This is a genomic window from Streptococcus sp. 20925_1_69 (assembly GCF_041432365.1).
In the GTDB taxonomy this organism is placed as follows: Bacteria; Bacillota; Bacilli; order Lactobacillales; family Streptococcaceae; genus Streptococcus.
The window spans coordinates 47,688-65,187 of the sequence record NZ_JAPVZL010000012.1; the positions used below are offsets into that span (position 1 = coordinate 47,688).

Below are 17,500 nucleotides of genomic sequence, written 5' to 3' on the forward strand. Positions count from 1 at the left end.
TATTTGAAAAATAATTTAATAAACCATGGATAAAAAACAGTCACATACATAAACACTCCTCTTTTTCTTCCTTATCTATTCGTAATTCCCACTAAAAGTTCTAAATTTTTTATTTTCCCTGACAATAAAAAAGCAACACGACTTGCATGTTGCTTCTTGCTATTCTTTACTTTTGACGACTTCTACCACATCTCCTACACTTTGGAGTTGGTCAATTTCCTCATCGCTGATTTCGATATTAAATTCATCTTCCAGTGTCAAGATAAACTCCATCAAGTCAACTGAGTCAGCATCCAAATCGTCTTTCAGACTCAAGGATTCTGTCACGACAAAGTCCTCTCCCTGTCGCTCTTGGATAATGGTCACAATACGGTCAAAAATTTCTTTTTCTGTCATCTCTTTTATTCTCCTGAAAATTCACGCGCAGTCTGAGCAACTACGTCTGTCTCTAGCATGGTACGAATCTGGTGGATTGTACTATAAACAGCCTTGGCATCGCTTGAGCCATGAGTCTTGACAACCGGTGCCTTAACACCAAACAAGACCGCTCCACCAACATCTGAGTAGTTGAGCTGTTTTTTCAAACCTCTGAGGCTATCCTTGAGAAGGAGTGCGCCTAGTTTCGCTCGAAGACCTCCACCTGTAATAGCAGTCTTGAGCAAACCCATGATTCCCATGGCTGTTCCTTCAATGGATTTGAGCACAGCGTTTCCCGTGAAACCATCTGCCACAACAACATCCGCAACGCCATTCATCAAATCACGCGCTTCCACGTTTCCGATAAAGTTTAAACTTTCATCAGCTGCTAGTAATTCGTAGGTTTCCTTACGAAGCGGGTCGCCCTTGCTACTCTCTGTTCCGTTGTTGAGCAAGCCAACGCGTGGTTGCGCAATTCCACGGACATTTTTAGCATAGAAAGAACCTAGAACCGCGTATTGATGGAGGTGCTGGGCTGTATTTTCTGCATTAGCACCGAGGTCCAGCATGTCAAAACCTTTTCCATCTACAGTTGGCAAGGTCGACATAAGCCCTGGTCGATCGATATTCTTGATACGACCCACGATGAAAAATCCTGCTGCTAGTAAAGCACCTGTATTCCCAGCAGAGAGAACAGCATCTGCCTCTCCATCTTTGACAGCCTTGGCCGCCAAGACCATACTGGCATTTTTCTTCTTCCGAATAGCTCTCGTAGGTTCATCGTCTGAATCAATCTTTTCATCCGTATGGATAATGCTGACGCGCTCTGCCGCTGTCAGATATTGCTTGATTTTAGCTTCATCTCCGTAGAGTTGAACCTCGATATCTGAAAAGTCAGCTAAGGCTTGATTGACACCCTCAACGATGGCTTGGGGTGCGTAATCGCCTCCCATGGCATCTACTGCGATTTTTTTCATTTCTTTTCCTCTTTTAGTAATTGTCCCCAGTCGGATAGGGAATCAATAAATTTCTTTGATTTTAGGTGAATCCCAACGTACTCTTCGTAGAGTTGATCCATAAATTGGCGTAGCTCTTGCTTGATTTCAGGATTGAGCGAAATGGTCTCCAAGGTCTCAAAATCAATGGCTTGAAACTGATTGAGCAAATAAGGGATATTGGGATTGAGATGACAACGTCTCTCATCCTCATGATAATGCTCTGGACAGAGGCAGGCTCCATATTTGAAAGAAAAGTCAAAAGCCTGACCGATCCGATGGCAAAAGACACACTCATTAAAATTGAGGCTGATCCCAAATCGAGTCAAGATTTGAATTTCAAAAATATTAGTCAAAACCTGATAATCCATGCCAGCTTCCATCAACTCCAAAGTCTTTTGCAAAAAAGCAAACAAGGGAGCATCCTGCTGATTATCCTGCAAACTAGCATCTGCAAGAGCTGCTACGTAGGTCGCATAAGACATGACAAAAAGATCGCTATTAATCTTGGGAAAAGTCATCACCTCATGATAGTCTTCTATGTAACTGAGCCCGTCATCATTGATTCGTAAGAGAAATCGTGCCAGCACCAAGGGCTGAATAACTGGAGCCAGCTTAGACTGACCTGCGTGTTTGACAAAAAACATACGCTTGCCAGCCTGCTCTGTAAAAATCTTGACTAACTTGTCATCCTCACGAAAATTGCGATTGTAGAGCACCAAGCCTTGACTCGTGATAGACTGAATCATGCTTCTCTCATATACTCCTCAAGTCGTTTCATGGCTTCTTTGATAGTCTCCATGCTGGCTGCATAAGATAGGCGAACATAACCTTCACCATAACGCCCAAAGGCAGCACCAGGGATAAAGGCAACGGCCTTCTTCTGAGCAAAATCTTTCAGAAAAGCAAAAGAATCTTGATTATATCCTGCTGGAATCTTAGCAAAGATATAGAAGGCACCGTCTGGTTTGATAATCTCAAAACCAAGAGCAGTCATGTTCTCTATAATATAGTCCCGACGCTGGATGTATTCCTTCTTCATGGGCTCCGCATCATTTTTACCAGCCGTCAAGGCTTCCACCGCAGCATGTTGAGCCATAGTATTTGCGGCAGTCACCAAGTACTGGTGACTCTTAATCAACTGAGCTGTAAAGGCTGCAGGAGCGAAAATCAGTCCCAAACGCCATCCTGTCATGGCATGTGATTTAGATAGACCATTGATAATAATAGCCTGGTCTCTCAACATAGTCCCTAGAGACACATGGGCTTCGCCTGTGTAGGTCAATTCTGAGTAGACCTCATCACAGACAACGAAAATTTCGTACTTGCGTAAAACGTCTGCCAAGGCTTCCAACTGCTCCCGACTGTAGGTAATTCCTGTCGGATTTGCTGGATAGTTGAGAATAACCGCCTTGAGCTTGTCACCCTGCTCCAAAATGGCCTTCTCCAACATCTCAGGAGTCAAGACAAAACCATTTTCAGTTGTGTCAATCTCGACAATCTCTGCCCCAACTAGATTGACAATCGGTTCATAACCCGGATAAGCAGGGGCTGGCAAGAGCACCTTGTCTCCCTCTTCCAAAATAGCCGTCAAAGTAGCAGATAAAGCCTCTGTCGCTCCGATAGTGACCAAGATTTCATTTTCAGGAGCATAGTCCAGTTGATACTTTTCCTTAACAAAGTCACTGGCCGCCTGACGTAGAGTCAGCAGACCACTCATCCCTGTATAGTAGGATTGGTTCTGATCAATCGCTCGCTTGGCCGCCTCCTTGACATGGTCTGGCGTTGTAAAATCAGGTTCCCCCAAGGTCAAACGCAAGACCCCAGGAATCTCAGAAATAGCCTGGTCAAACTGACGAATCAATGAAACTTGAATTCTATCTAACTGTTTATTAAAGCGCTTAGTTAAGTCCATAGATACCTCCTACTTTCAAAACGTATCTCTATTATACTACAAAAGCCCCCCGACCGCAAAAATACATTAGAGAATAACGCTAGCATGACAAATTGAAGTGTGTTAAAATGAACTTGTCGCAACTCCACTAACGAACTTAGTTTGGAGGTGAGTTTTTGCTAATCTTCGTTACAGTTATTCTAGCACCATTACTGATTACTATTATTGGTAATGTCATTTCTGAGTGGATAGTCAGAAAGTGGTTAGATAAGCGCGACAAAAAAATATAACCTGAGTTTAGTTTTAATGTAACTGGACAAAAAGAAATACCAGAGGTGGAGCTCTGGTATTTTTGTTTTTGCCAAGACTTCGTTACAGTTCTTGTAAGGTTATTATTACATAATTAGCACTACTTGTCAAATAATTGTTAGCTCCACTTTCTATTTTACTTTTCCTCTTTACAGGTCTATAATGGTAACAGATTCTATTTGGAGGTTTTTATGTCATTTCTATCAAAAAATGGAGCAGGTACCTTGACCTGCCTTCTCATTTCTATCCTATCTTGGTACTTAGGAGGATTCTTCCCTGTGATTGGCGTGCCCGTTTTTGCCATTTTCATAGGCATGCTCCTACATCCCTTTCTCTCGCCCTATAAACAACTGGATGCTGGATTGACCTTTAGTTCTAAAAAATTGCTCCAGTATGCCGTTATCTTGCTTGGTTTTGGTCTCAATATCTCGCAAGTCTTCGCAGTTGGGCAATCTTCACTCCCTGTCATCCTGTCCACCATCTCAATAGCCCTGATTATTGCCTACCTCTTCCAACGATTCTTTGCACTAGACACAAAACTGGCTACCTTGATTGGAGTAGGTTCTTCTATCTGTGGGGGATCTGCCATTGCGGCAACAGCACCTGTTATCCATGCCAAGGAAAAGGAAGTAGCCCAAGCCATCTCCGTTATCTTTTTCTTCAATGTCTTGGCCGCACTCATCTTTCCAACTCTAGGCACCTGGCTTCATCTATCTAATGAAGGCTTCGCCCTCTTTGCAGGGACTGCGGTCAACGATACTTCCTCTGTAACCGCCACAGCTAGCGCTTGGGACAGTCTCTACCAAAGCAATACCCTCGAATCCGCAACCATTGTCAAACTCACACGAACCTTAGCTATTATCCCCATTACTCTCTTTCTCTCCTACTGGCAAAGTCGCGAGCAAAAAAATATGCAAGGCCTGCAACTGAAAAAAGTCTTCCCACTTTTTATCCTTTACTTTATCCTCGCATCTCTTCTAACTACCCTCCTGACCTCTCTCGGTGTGTCCAGTAGTTTCTTTACCCCTCTCAAACAACTCTCCAAATTTCTCATCATCATGGCCATGAGTGCTATCGGTCTCAAAACAAATCTGCTAGTTATGGTCAAATCCAGCGGAAAATCCATTGTTCTCGGAGCCATCTGCTGGATTGCTATCATCCTCACCAGTCTTGGTATGCAGACCCTTATCGGCATTTTCTAATACTCTTCGAAAATCTCTTCAAACCACGTCAACGTCGCCTTGCTGTAGGTATTGTTACTGACTTCGTCAGTTCTATCCACAACCTCAAAACTGTGTTTTGAGCAGCCTGCGGCTAGTTTGCTCTTTGATTTTCATTGAGTATAACACAAAAGGTAGCCCACCAGCTACCTTTTTCTTATGCTTCCTCAATCAAGCGTGTATGTTCTCTCTTGATACAGCGATTCATCACGATGTCATCACATCCACCAGCACGCAAGATTTCTTCCGCTTCTAGACTTTCAAGTCCTAGCTGTGCCCAAAAAATCTTGGCATCAGCCTTAAGAAAATCACGCGCCACATCTGGCAAAAATTCACTGCGACGGTAAACATTGACAATATCTACAGGAAAAGGAATCTCAGCGAGACTAGCATAAGCCTTTTCACCCAAGATTTCTCCACCTGCCGCCTTGGGATTGACTGGGATAATTTTATAACCCCGAGCCTGCATTTCCTTAGTCACTCGATTGCTGGTTGTTTCCTCACGGTCTGACAAACCCACAACAGCAAGGGTTTTACTCGTTGCGAGATACTGACGAATCACACCATCACTTGGATTGATAAATTCTTGACTCATAGAAATCCTCCTTTTTCTTCAGTATAGCACAATTTGAAAAGGCTTGCAGAATTCTACTACAAAAAAGGAGGACTAGCCCCCTTTTTATTTAGCCTCGTACCAGGTTGCCCCTTCATTTTCATCTGCGATGAGGGGAACACTGAGTTGAATGGCTTCTTCCATGGTTTGTTTGACCAATTTTTTCATCTCTGCCAATTCAGATTTAGGCACTTCAAGGACGATTTCATCGTGCACTTGCAGAAGCATCTTAGTCTGATAACCACCTGCAACTAAGGCTTTATCCAGCTGGATCATGGCAATCTTGAGAATATCTGCTGCCGAACCCTGGATAGGTGAGTTGATAGCAGTTCGCTCCGCAAAACCACGAATATTGAAGTTGCGAGAATTGATATCTGGTAACTCACGACGACGCTTGAAAAGTGTCTCTACATATCCCTTATCACGCGCCTCACGCACCACCTCATCCATGTAGTTTTTAATACCTGGGAAGCGTTCAAAGTAGGTATCGATGTAGGCTTTGGCTTCCTTACGGCTGATACCCAAATTATTAGACAAGCCAAAGTCTGAAATCCCGTAAACCACTCCAAAGTTGACAGCCTTGGCATTGCGACGGTCGTTTGCAGTCACATCCTCAGGACGCTCAATGCCAAAGACCCGCATGGCTGTCGAAGTATGGATATCTGCCCCCTCTTGGAAGGCCTTAATCAAGTGCTCATCCTTAGAGATATGCGCCAAAACGCGCAATTCAATCTGTGAATAGTCCGAGCTGAGTAGCACACTATCCTCCCACTCAGGAACAAAAGCCTTCCGAATCAAGCGCCCTTGTTCCAATCGAACAGGGATATTTTGCAAGTTTGGATCCACACTAGACAGACGCCCAGTCTGGGTCAAATCCTGCACATAACGCGTGTGAATCTTTCCATCAGCTAAAATCCAGTCCTGCAAGCCAATCACATAAGTAGACTGAATCTTGGCAATCTGACGGTAATCGAGAATTTTCTTAACAATCGGAGCAATAGGAGCCAGGCGCTCCAAGACATCCACCGCTGTCGAGTATCCAGTCTTGGTTTTTTTAGTGTATTCTAGAGGAAGTCCCAATTTTTCAAAGAGAAGTACCCCCAACTGCTTAGGCGAGTTGATATTAAACTCCTCACCAGCCAGTTCGTAAATCTCCTGAGTCAGTTTTTCAATGACAAGCTCATTTTCAGCCTGCATCTCAAGCAAGGTCTCTTTCTTGACCGTAATCCCAGCAATTTCCATCTTGGCAAGGACAAAAGCCAGAGGTTGCTCCATATCATAAAGAAGCTCTAATTGCCCATTTTCGCTGAGTTTTTCAAGCAAAATAGGCTCTGTTTCGACCAAAACAGCAAGCTTACGAGCCAAATGTTCCAAGAATTTCTCACGTTTAGGAATGGCCTTTTTGACACCCTTACCATAGAAAGTCTCATCATCAACCAAATAAGTCTGACCATAAAGACTAGCGATGGTCGCAATTTCATTGTCCTCCACAGTCGAAAGGAGGTATTTAGCCAAACGGCTATCAAAAGCAGGCGCCTGCAAATCCACACCAAAACGATGCAAGAGAACTTTAGCATTCTTAAAGTCATAAACTTTCAGAGGTGTTTTTTCTAGAAAGTCCTTGAAAATCGGCTCTTGCAAAAGTTCAAGTTTGTCTGTGGCATAGAGCTTATCCCCACAAGACCAAGCAAAACCAACCAAATCATCCGTATGGTAATTCTCACCAAAAAGCTCAAAATGGAAGATAGACTCTTCACTCAGCATATTTTGACTGATTTGGTCAACGATAGTAAAGTCCAAACTCTCAGCCACATCAGCTGACGACACATTTAAAGCCTGCTTGAGCTGTTTGAAGCCCATCTCATCGTAGAATTTCCCGAGATTTTCAACATCTGGACCACTATAGACCAAATCCTCCAAACCAATCTCAATCGGTGCCTTGGTATCAATGGTCGCCAGTGTTTTAGACAAAAAGGCCTGTTCCTTATCATTGATAAGATTTTCCTTCATCTTAGAAGCCTTCATCTCATCGATATTTTCATAAATCCCCTCAAGCGAACCATGCTCCAGCAAGAGCTTGATACCCGTCTTTTCTCCGATTTTGGTCACCCCAGGGATATTATCCGACTTATCTCCCATAAGCGCCTTGAGATCGATAAACTGAGTCGGTGTGATGCCCATCTTTTCCATAAGATATTCTGGCGTAAAGGCCTCAAACTCAGCCACACCTTTCTTGGAAATTTCAACCACCGTATGCTCATCCGTCAGCTGAATCAAATCCTTGTCCCCACTGACAATGGTAATATCAAAACCATCTTGCTCAGCTAATTTATCTAGTGTCCCAATAATGTCATCCGCCTCATACTGAGCCAACTCATAGTGACGAATCCCCATATGATCCAGCAACTCACGAATGAAAGGAAATTGCTCACGAAACTCATCCGGAGTCTTAGCCCGACCACCCTTATAGTCCGCATACATCTCTGTCCGGAAGGTCGTCTTTCCCGCATCAAAAGCCACCAAAATATGACTAGGCTCAATCCGCTCCAACAAATGGCTCAACATCAACTGAAAGCCATAAATCGCATTGGTATGCAAACCAGCCGCATTCTTAAAACGGTCCAACTGCTGATAGAGCGCAAAAAACGCCCGAAAAGCAACAGAAGACCCATCAATCAATAATAATTTTTTCTTATCCATACACCCATTATAAAGGAAAGCACCAAAAAATACCATTGGGAAGAGCCAGAGCAAGTATTTTTCATACTTTTTCCGAATAAATAGACGAAAAAAACCTGAGAATTATCTCAGGCTTGGTCATTAAATCTTTTTCTCAATACTGAAAAGTGGAGAAAGTGGGCGTTTTTCATGGATACGCACGATAGCATCTCCTAATAGATGAGCGATTGAAATCTGCTCAATCTTATCAATCAAACGCTCTTCTGGCAGATAGATGGTATCCAAAACAACCAATTTCTTAATAGCTGATTTTTGGATATTGTCCATAGCAGGACCAGAAAGAACTGGGTGCGTACAGCTTGCATATACTTCAACAGCACCAGCTTCCGCAAGGGCATCTGCAGCGTGACAAATCGTTCCAGCAGTATCAATCATATCATCAATCAAGATACAAGTCTTGCCTTCGACCTTACCGATGATGTTCATGACTTCACTAGTATTCATCTTATCAACACTACGACGTTTATCAATGATAGCAATAGATGTTTTCAAAAATTCTGCCAACTTACGAGCACGAGTCACCCCTCCATGGTCTGGGCTGACAACCACATAGTCAGAACCAACCATGCCACGACGCTCAAAATAATCCGCAATCAGAGGAGCACCCATCAAGTGATCCACAGGAATATCAAAGAATCCTTGAATCTGCGCAGCATGCAAGTCGATGGTCAACAAACGATCCACTCCAGCTACTTCAAGCATATTTGCGACAAGTTTTGAAGTGATTGGCTCACGCGCTCTCGCCTTTCTATCCTGACGTGCATACCCATAGTAAGGCATGACAACATTGACAGATTCTGCACTCGCACGCTTCAAAGCATCTACCATAATCAAAATTTCAAGCAGATTGTCATTTACAGGCGAACTAGTTGATTGTAGGATAAAGACGTGTTTCCCACGGATTGATTCTTCAATGTTGACCTGAATCTCTCCATCTGAAAATTGGCGAACACTTGATTTCCCCAACTCTATCCCAATCTCCTGCGCCACACGTTCTGCCAATTCTTGATTAGAAGAAAGGGCAAACAGCTTTAAATCAGAAAAAGACATGATTTCCTCCGGTATATATGTATCGCTTGTGCTTTTCACAAGATTTTTCCATCTACCATTGTAGCGCTTTTTACACTATTTTTCAATCAAAAATAAAAGAAGGGCACCATATTTGTACCCTTGCATCATTCTTGTGAAAAATATTCTAGTTCATCAACTCATTATGCTTCTCAACAAAGCGATAAGCCTGATAAAAACCATAAAGAGTAATAGCCGTAACCACTGGAATAGCTAATGGCAACTCTGTCTCCAATTCAACAAAAGGAGAGTTAAACAAGAAGTGAGTTCCCAAAGCTAAACCTAGGAAAATAAAACCCTCTTTCTTGCCAACCTTCTGTCCTTTATAGGCTCTGTAAAGCAAGTAAACACCCACTACAGCTAGACCTGAAAAAGTCCAGTGAGAGGCAATTCCTGAGATGATACGCTCTAAAATTCTCGAAATAGTAAAGTCAAATCCCTCTGGCAAATCCGTACGAATATAGCCAATATCCTCAATCATTTGAAATCCCAAACCAGAAGCAATCCCTAGTAAAAACAAAGATTTTAATTTTCGCACAGGAACCAAAGCCAAAACAAAAACAAGTGGCAATAATTTCAAGGGTTCTTCTACTAAAGGAGCCACAATCGCACTTTCAAAGGCATTTAAAAATGCACTATCTGGGAAAAGAACGCCCAGCAAATCATGGATATAGGTATTCGCAAAGCTAGACAACCAGCCTGAAAGGAACATCCCACCCAATAAAGACAGAATCAAGGCCTTCTTTGGTAATTCCCATTTTTTCCCAATACGGAAAAGGAAATAAAGAGCCGGAATCATGTAAAAGAGAGCTAGAAAGATAGAAACTCCCATTAGTCCATATTCCGCACCTGACATCGAACCGTCCGTATAGTAGATAGTTTCATACTGCAAACCAATACATAGTAATAAGATAAAAATAAATAAAATACTGTTTTTCTTCATACACTTTCTTTCTAAATGAATTTTTTACAATTCTACGACTGTCATACTTCCTGTATCCACATCGTAAATAGCACCAGAGATAATGACATCATCTGGTATTAGGGGAGACTCGATAAGGAGTTGCATATCCTCTCGCACACTCTCCTCTATATCTTGGAAGGGCAAGAAGTCCTGGTCTGACACATCGACACCTAGTTCCTCTTTTAAATACTCCTGAAAAGGACCATTTTCAAAAGTCTGAGCACCACAGTCTGTATGGTGCAACACCACAATCTCTCTTGTCCCCATTTGCTGCTGGGAAATAACCAGCGAACGAATCATGTCTTCTGTCACTCGACCACCTGCATTCCGCAAGATATGAGCATCCCCAAGTGCCAAACCTAAAGCTTGCGCAACGTGCAAACGAGAGTCCATACAGGTCACAATGGCTACTCTAGTTTTGGGTTTAAGTGGCAGATTTAACTGCCCATGTAGGGCAACATAAGCCTGATTGGCTTGCATAAACTGTTCAAAATACGACACAATTCCCTCCTCGAAAATTTGATAGTCAAATATTTCTCCTATCTTATCATTTTTAAGAGGATTTGTCACGGATTATGCAAAGACCTTTTTCAAAACTTCCTGAATCGTGGTTACCCCAATAACCTGAATTTCCTTAGGCGGAGTGATTCCTGTCAAGGAATTCTTGGGTACATAAATCTTAGTAAAGCCCAGTTTAGCAGCTTCATTGATACGTTGCTCGATACGATTCACGCGCCGAATTTCTCCTGTCAATCCCAGTTCTCCCACAAAACATTCCTGAGGATTAGTTGGCTTGTCCTTGTAGCTCGAAGCAATAGCAACCGCAACGGCCAAGTCTATCGCAGGTTCATCCAATTTGACACCGCCAGCAGATTTGAGATAGGCATCCTGATTTTGCAAGAGAAGACCTGCACGCTTTTCCAAAACAGCCATAATCAGACTAGCACGATTAAAATCAAGTCCTGTCGTAGTACGCTTGGCATTTCCAAACATGGTCGGTGTTACCAAAGCCTGAACCTCCGCCAAAATCGGACGCGTCCCTTCCATAGTCACAACGATTGACGAACCAGTCGCCCCATCCAAACGCTCCTCTAGGAAAACTTGGCTCGGATTGAGGACCTCAACCAATCCACCCGACTGCATCTCAAAAATCCCAATCTCATTAGTGGAGCCAAAACGGTTTTTGACCGCTCTCAAAATACGAAAGGTATGGTGACGTTCCCCTTCAAAGTAAAGCACCGTATCCACCATATGTTCCAACATACGCGGACCAGCTAAGGTTCCTTCCTTGGTCACATGACCAACGATAAAGATGGCGATGTTATTAGTTTTAGCCAGCTGCATGAGTTCAGCCGTCACCTCACGCACTTGAGAAACAGACCCCTGCACCCCTGAAATCTCAGGAGACATAATGGTCTGGATAGAGTCAATGATGAGGAAGTCTGGCTGGATGCGCTCCACCTCAGCTCGAACACTCTGCATATTGGTCTCTGCATAGAGATAAAACTCGCTATCAATATCTCCCAAGCGCTCTGCTCGTAGTTTAATCTGCTGGGCAGACTCCTCCCCACTGACATAGAGAACTGTCCCCACTTGAGACAACTGGGTTGAGACTTGTAGGAGAAGGGTTGATTTCCCGATTCCAGGATCCCCACCGATGAGGACGAGACTTCCTGGTACCACTCCGCCTCCAAGTACACGGTTGAATTCCTCCATCTCTGTCTTGGTTCGATTAACATTGATGGAGGTCACTTCAGCCAGTTTCATGGGCTTGGTTTTCTCACCTGTTAAGGACACACGCGCATTCTTGACTTCAGCAACCTCAACCTCTTCTACAAAAGAAGACCAAGACCCACAGTTGGGGCAACGTCCCAGATATTTAGGGGAATTATACCCACAATTTTGACATACAAATGTCGCTTTTTTCTTTGCGATGATAAACCTCTTTCTATATCTCTAACTTACACTCAATCATTTGGCAAAAATCAATCTTCTCATTTGGCACAAACTGGCGCATGAGCATTCCGTGAGTTACGATGATAATAGTTTTATAATTTTTATATTTTTCCAAAGTTCTTAAAAAACGATGACGCATCTCCAGAGCAGTTTCATAGCGATGAGGAGAATCTTCAGCTAAACCTCCTTGATGTTTTAGATAATATTCATGAGCTACCAATACACTAGTTAAATCAGAGTTAGTACCATTTAAGTCTGGACGCCACTCATGAAAAAACGGCTCCACAAATAAGTCCAATCCTGTTTCAACCGCTATATAATGGGCTGTTTCTAAAGCCCTCGTCACAGACGATGAAATAATAATCTCTGCCTTTCCAAAACATGCAGTTTTAGTAACTTCTTTTGCCAGACTGCGACCTTTTCCTGTCAATGGTGCTAAATCACGACCAAAACCACTATAGAGTCGCGGATTTTCAAGTTTATCAAGCATACTATAATCTGGCTCCCCATGACGTACAAAGATAATCTTCATCCTAGTGCCCAGTCGATCCAAATCCACCAATTCGCACGCCATCAGCCGCATCTCCATCTGCGATTAAGAAAGGAGCAAAGACAGCCTGGACCACACGTTCCCCAACCTCAAGAACAACCTCTTGGTCTGTGATATTCTTCATCTGAGCAAAAATATGCCCTTCATTCCCAGGATTTCCATAATAATCCCCATCAATAACCCCAACTGAATTAATTAAAACCAATCCCTTCTTACGAGGATTTGAAGAACGATCATAGAGGTAGAGCACCTCAGTCGGCTGCATATAAGCCTTAACCCCTGTCGGAACCAAGACAATCTCTCCTGGCGCAATAACCGTACGCACAGCAACCTTTAAGTCGTAACCAGCCGCATGCGCTGTCTCACGCTTGGGCAATAAATTTTTATCTGTAAAAGTCGAAACCAATTCAAAACCACGAATTTTCATATTCTTCTCTTTTCTATTATCATTTATTCTAGATTATTCTATCTTATTTATTCGGAAAAAGCACGAAAAAAAGAGCACACAATTCAAATCGCTTAGGGCTGCTGGATTCCTCCCCTGACCCGCTTCACGCAGAACTGTTGCTCCACTATTTATTATATCACATTCCTATTCATTTTAAAAGAAAAATTATTTTTTCCGTCTATTTCTAAAAAAGTCCTGCATAATAGCTGCGCATTCATCTTCCAAAATTCCCGTTTCAACCTCCACACGATGATTGAGACGCTCATCTGTCAAGATATCGTACAAACTCCCAGCAGCGCCAAATTTCTGGTTTTTAGCCCCATAGACCACGTTTGGAATACGGGCGAGTCCAATCGCCCCACTACACATGACACACGGCTCAATGGTCACAAAAAGCGTGCAATCCAGCAAGCGCCAGCTCTCCTCACTCAGGTTCGCATGCTCTATTGCCATAATCTCCGCATGCATAATCGCTCGTTGCAACTCCTCACGCGCATTATGCCCACGGCCAATGATTTCTCCGTCCTTGACAATCACACAACCAATTGGAATTTCATCGTGTTCAAGAGCAATCTCAGCCTCTTTCAATGCCTCTCTCATAAAGACTTCTTTTTCTTCAACTGTATAATTCATCCGTTTCTCTTTTCCTACTTATCGATTTTATTATATCATGAATACCAAGACAAAAAAAGCCACCGAATGCGGTGACTTTATAGGGAGATTATTATGAAAAAGAAAAGTTTAGGATATTTGTTACAACAAGTTAGGAGGTCTTCTTGTAACTGTCTATAGTATACCCGACCTATCTTAAACAAATCTTAAAAATCTCTTAGGACCAAACACTTTCTAAAATATTTGTTTGTTCACGACCAGGACCTACTGAGAAAGTAGAAATACGAACGCCAACCAATTCACTCACACGACGAACATAGTTACGCGCATTCTCAGGAAGATCTTCCAAATTACGAACTCCAGTAATATCTTCTGACCAACCTGGTAACTCTTCATAGATAGGCTTGCAACGCTTCAATTGCTCAAGACTAGCTGGATAATAGTCAATACGTTGACCATCAAGATCATAGGCCACACAGATTTTCACTGTATCTAAACCACTCAAAACATCGATAGAGTTCAATGAAAGATTAGTAATACCAGAAACGCGACGACTATGACGCATCACAACTGAGTCAAACCAACCCACACGACGTGGACGACCAGTTGTTGTACCATATTCATGACCTACTTCACGGATACGTTCTCCCACTTCATCAAACAACTCAGTTGGGAAAGGACCGTCTCCTACACGACTCGTATAGGCTTTACATACACCTACAACCTTGTCAATCTTACTTGGACCAACACCAGAACCAATTGTCACACCACCAGCTACAGGGTTTGATGACGTAACAAATGGATAAGTACCTTGGTCAATATCTAGCATAACTCCTTGTGCACCTTCAAAAAGCACACGTTTACCGTTATCAAGCGCATCATTCAAAATGACAGATGTGTCTGTCACATATTTCTTGATTTGTTGACCATATTCATAATACTCTTCAAAAATATCATCGAAGGCGATAGCTTTACTATCATACAATTTTTCAAAAAGACGATTCTTTTCAGCAAGGTTACGTTCTAAACGCTCACGGAAAATATCTTTATCTAAAAGATCTGCGATACGAATCCCAACACGAGCAGCCTTGTCCATATAAGCTGGACCGATTCCCTTGATTGTAGTACCAATCTTATTGTCGCCCTTAGCTTCTTCTTGCAAACGATCCAACTCGATATGATAAGGCAAAATAACATGCGCACGATCAGAAATACGTAAGTTATCAGTTGTCACACCTTCCTCATGAAGATAGCTCAACTCTTTCACAAGAGATTTAGGATTTACAACCATTCCATTCCCAATGACAGAGATTTTTTCAGGGAAGAAAATTCCAGATGGAATCAAGTGCAATTTAAACTTCTTACCATCAATCACAATCGTGTGACCTGCATTATCACCACCTTGGTAACGTGCAATCACTTCTGCATTCGCTGAAAGGAAATCTGTAATCTTCCCTTTACCTTCATCACCCCATTGGGTACCTACAACAACAACTGAAGTCATAATCTTGTCTGAGCCCTCAGGCTCTTCCTTTCTCACATACATGGCAGGAATCTCACCTGCAATTATATCTTACAATTTATTATAAGAAAAAATCGCCTTTTTATCAAGAAGAAACAATAGAAAGATTTGCTATTTCCAACTATTAAAAAATGATTTAGAAAAATAACTAGCTATTTATTGTTATATTGCCATAAAAAAGTAAGTTTGTTCGGAAATTAACTCAGACTATCTCAACAAGCAACAAAACCTTGTTTCATTATCATCTTTTCAAGATACAAACGATAAGCAACACGATAATGGTAAACGATAAAATCCCTACGACACCCAATACCATATCTAACTAAATAATAAATCAAAAATTTAAAATGAAAATGTTCCCAGTCCCAACTATTACCAAAGAAAGTAGCATACTCTTCTTCGATACTGTCATAGAAATCAGTCATCTGATCATAAATATTTTGTAGCATAAGCATACACTCCTTTACTTTTTATGATCTTATTCTAACAAAAAATTTTAATTAATCTTTAATAATTCCTGAATTGTTAAAATACCAACCTCAACAAGAGAAAAAATAGGAAAAGTTGACAGAATAGAAATAAATATCTTACATCAAAAACAAACTATTAAATCCCTAAAAATAAAAAATTTCCTATAAATGATTTACAAAAATTAACCTTTGCATTGAATCTTTCTCAGTTTAAGCTATAAAGTGATTGAATAGAAATGAAGCACTTAATAATTATTAAAAAGAAAAGTAACTATAATATTTGTAGTGGTAAAATCCTCTATAGATATTGTGGAACCTATTTTTTAGGATAGGAAAAAATTCCATAATATTTATAATGAAAAGACACCAAACCATCATTAGAAAGAATCATATGGAACAATTACACTTTATCACAAAATTACTAGAGCTTACAGACCCTAATTTCTAAATTATGGATATCATCAATAGGGGTACACATAAGGAAATCATCGCTAAACTGGACTACGACGCCCCATCTTGCCCTGATTGCGGAAGTTAAATGAAGAATTATGGCTTTCAAAAACATTCTAAGATTCCTTACCTCGAAACGACTGGTATGCCTACTAGAATTCTACTTAGAGAGCGTCGGTTTAAGTGCTATCAGTGCTCGAAAATGATGGTGTCTGAAACTTCTATCGTCAAGAAAAATCACCAAATTCCTCGTATCATCAACCAAAAGATTGCGCAAAAGCTGATTGAAAAGACTTCTATGACCGATATTGCCCATCAACTTTCCATTTCAACTTCAACTGTCATTCGAAAGCTCAATGACTTCCACTTTAATCATAACTTTAGTCGACTTCCTGAAATTATGTCGTGGGACGAGTATGCCTTCACTAAGGAAAAGATGAGTTTCATTACGCAAGATTTTGATAAGCTCAATATCATAACTGTCTTGAGGGTAGAACACAGGCTATCATTCGAAATCACTTTCTGCGCTACGATAGAGCTGTTCATTGGCAGGTGAAAATCATTACTATGGATATATTTAGTCCCTACTATGCCTTAGCTAAATAGCTTTTTCCATGTGCTAAAATCGTTCTAAATCGTTTTCACATTGTGCAAAACCTTAGCCGTGCTATGAGTCGTATGCGTGTTCAAATCATGAATCAGTTGATCGAAAATCTCATGAATATAAGGCTATCAAACGTTACTGGAAGCTCATTCAACAGGATAGTCGTAAACTGAGTGATAAACGTTTTTACCGCCCTACTTTTCGTATGCACTTAACGAATAAAGAGATTCTAGACAAGCTTTTGAGCTATTCAGAAGACTTGAAACACCACTACAATGTCAATCAGCTCTTACTCTTTTACTTTCACAGACAAATTTTTCGGACTTATCGAGGACAATCTAGAACAGGTTCATCCCCATTCTAACGCCAAATTAGAAGCGACTAATAATCTCATCAAACTTATCAAGAGAAATGCATTCGGATTTCGGAACTTTGAAAACTTCAAAAAACGGATTTTTATCGCTCTAAACATCAAAAAAGAAAGGTCGAAATGTGTCCTTTCTCAATCTTAGCTTTTCTTCAACCCACTACAGTTGATAAAAAGTTTTAATTACATAACAGAAAAGAGGTTGAAACCTCCTTTAATTAACTACTCCGCCAGTAGGACTCGAACCTACGACATCATGATTAACAGTCATGCGCTACTACCAACTGAGCTATGGCGGAATA

The 17,500-nt window shown here is 41.5% G+C and carries 16 protein-coding genes, 1 tRNA gene, 1 other RNA gene and 1 pseudogene; 2 read left to right on the top strand and 17 right to left on the bottom strand.

The window, feature by feature from the left end:
• Positions 1-159: 159 nt before the first annotated feature.
• The 4 genes from O3601_RS08355 to O3601_RS08370 are packed head-to-tail and all read right to left on the bottom strand — an operon-like array spanning position 160 to position 3,327.
• Positions 160-396, bottom strand: a complete 237-nt coding sequence (locus tag O3601_RS08355; protein WP_000136444.1) for an acyl carrier protein — start codon at positions 394-396, stop codon at positions 160-162.
• 5 nt (positions 397-401) lie between these two features.
• Entirely contained in the window at positions 402-1,394 is a 993-nt protein-coding gene (gene plsX / locus O3601_RS08360) for a phosphate acyltransferase PlsX (RefSeq protein WP_371472492.1), read from the bottom strand.
• Positions 1,391-2,161, bottom strand: coding sequence for a DNA repair protein RecO (gene recO / locus O3601_RS08365; RefSeq protein WP_371472494.1), 771 nt, complete (start codon positions 2,159-2,161; stop codon positions 1,391-1,393). The genes plsX and recO overlap by 4 nt, the downstream gene beginning before the upstream one ends.
• A complete protein-coding gene (locus tag O3601_RS08370; protein ID WP_371472497.1) occupies positions 2,158-3,327 on the bottom strand; it encodes a pyridoxal phosphate-dependent aminotransferase in 1,170 nt (389 codons plus the stop codon). Before O3601_RS08370 ends, recO begins: the two co-directional genes overlap by 4 nt.
• Positions 3,328-3,806: 479 nt before the next feature.
• Here O3601_RS08370 and O3601_RS08375 point away from each other — a divergent pair, with 479 nt between their 5' ends.
• A complete protein-coding gene (locus O3601_RS08375; protein ID WP_371472499.1) occupies positions 3,807-4,817 on the top strand; it encodes a YeiH family protein in 1,011 nt (336 codons plus the stop codon).
• 175 nt (positions 4,818-4,992) lie between these two features.
• Here the strand turns inward: O3601_RS08375 and O3601_RS08380 are convergent, their stop codons facing one another.
• The 12 genes from O3601_RS08380 to comW all read right to left on the bottom strand — a co-directional run bounded on the left by O3601_RS08380 (position 4,993) and on the right by comW (position 15,756).
• Positions 4,993-5,430, bottom strand: coding sequence for a CoA-binding protein (locus O3601_RS08380; RefSeq protein WP_000076477.1), 438 nt, complete (start codon positions 5,428-5,430; stop codon positions 4,993-4,995).
• Between the two features lie 84 nt (positions 5,431-5,514).
• Positions 5,515-8,148: a DNA polymerase I gene (polA, locus tag O3601_RS08385; protein ID WP_371472502.1), complete on the bottom strand. Its 2,634-nt coding sequence runs from the start codon at positions 8,146-8,148 to the stop codon at positions 5,515-5,517.
• 120 nt (positions 8,149-8,268) lie between these two features.
• Positions 8,269-9,237 carry a ribose-phosphate diphosphokinase gene (locus O3601_RS08390; RefSeq protein WP_078238233.1) on the bottom strand — a complete coding sequence of 323 codons (969 nt, stop codon included), beginning with the start codon at positions 9,235-9,237 and terminating at the stop codon, positions 8,269-8,271.
• Between the two features lie 145 nt (positions 9,238-9,382).
• Positions 9,383-10,198 carry a PrsW family glutamic-type intramembrane protease gene (locus O3601_RS08395; protein ID WP_316126980.1) on the bottom strand — a complete coding sequence of 272 codons (816 nt, stop codon included), beginning with the start codon at positions 10,196-10,198 and terminating at the stop codon, positions 9,383-9,385.
• 24 nt (positions 10,199-10,222) lie between these two features.
• The gene (locus O3601_RS08400; protein ID WP_004237611.1) at positions 10,223-10,720 is read right to left on the bottom strand and encodes a carbonic anhydrase; all 498 of its coding nucleotides are present in this window, start codon (positions 10,718-10,720) and stop codon (positions 10,223-10,225) included.
• A 72-nt stretch (positions 10,721-10,792) separates the two neighbouring features.
• Positions 10,793-12,154: a DNA repair protein RadA gene (radA, locus tag O3601_RS08405; protein ID WP_077804517.1), complete on the bottom strand. Its 1,362-nt coding sequence runs from the start codon at positions 12,152-12,154 to the stop codon at positions 10,793-10,795.
• 13 nt (positions 12,155-12,167) lie between these two features.
• Positions 12,168-12,707: a histidine phosphatase family protein gene (locus O3601_RS08410; RefSeq protein ID WP_371472515.1), complete on the bottom strand. Its 540-nt coding sequence runs from the start codon at positions 12,705-12,707 to the stop codon at positions 12,168-12,170.
• Position 12,708: 1 nt separating this feature from the next.
• Complete coding sequence (locus O3601_RS08415; protein ID WP_371472506.1) at positions 12,709-13,152, bottom strand: dUTP diphosphatase; 444 nt, start codon at positions 13,150-13,152, stop codon at positions 12,709-12,711.
• A gap of 56 nt (positions 13,153-13,208) precedes the next feature.
• Positions 13,209-13,306: signal recognition particle sRNA small type (gene ffs, locus O3601_RS08420), an RNA gene on the bottom strand.
• Positions 13,307-13,338: 32 nt separating this feature from the next.
• The gene (gene tadA / locus O3601_RS08425; protein WP_265473308.1) at positions 13,339-13,806 is read right to left on the bottom strand and encodes a tRNA adenosine(34) deaminase TadA; all 468 of its coding nucleotides are present in this window, start codon (positions 13,804-13,806) and stop codon (positions 13,339-13,341) included.
• 196 nt (positions 13,807-14,002) lie between these two features.
• Positions 14,003-15,289, bottom strand: coding sequence for an adenylosuccinate synthase (locus O3601_RS08430; RefSeq protein WP_001832534.1), 1,287 nt, complete (start codon positions 15,287-15,289; stop codon positions 14,003-14,005).
• A gap of 230 nt (positions 15,290-15,519) precedes the next feature.
• Positions 15,520-15,756, bottom strand: coding sequence for a sigma(X)-activator ComW (gene comW, locus O3601_RS08435; RefSeq protein ID WP_261064782.1), 237 nt, complete (start codon positions 15,754-15,756; stop codon positions 15,520-15,522).
• Positions 15,757-16,228: 472 nt separating this feature from the next.
• Between comW and O3601_RS08440 the strand changes: the two are divergent.
• Positions 16,229-17,343 (top strand): annotated as a pseudogene (locus O3601_RS08440) (ISL3 family transposase).
• 80 nt (positions 17,344-17,423) lie between these two features.
• Here the strand turns inward: O3601_RS08440 and O3601_RS08445 are convergent.
• A tRNA-Asn gene (locus O3601_RS08445) sits at positions 17,424-17,497 on the bottom strand.
• Between the last annotated feature and the right edge of the window lie 3 nt (positions 17,498-17,500).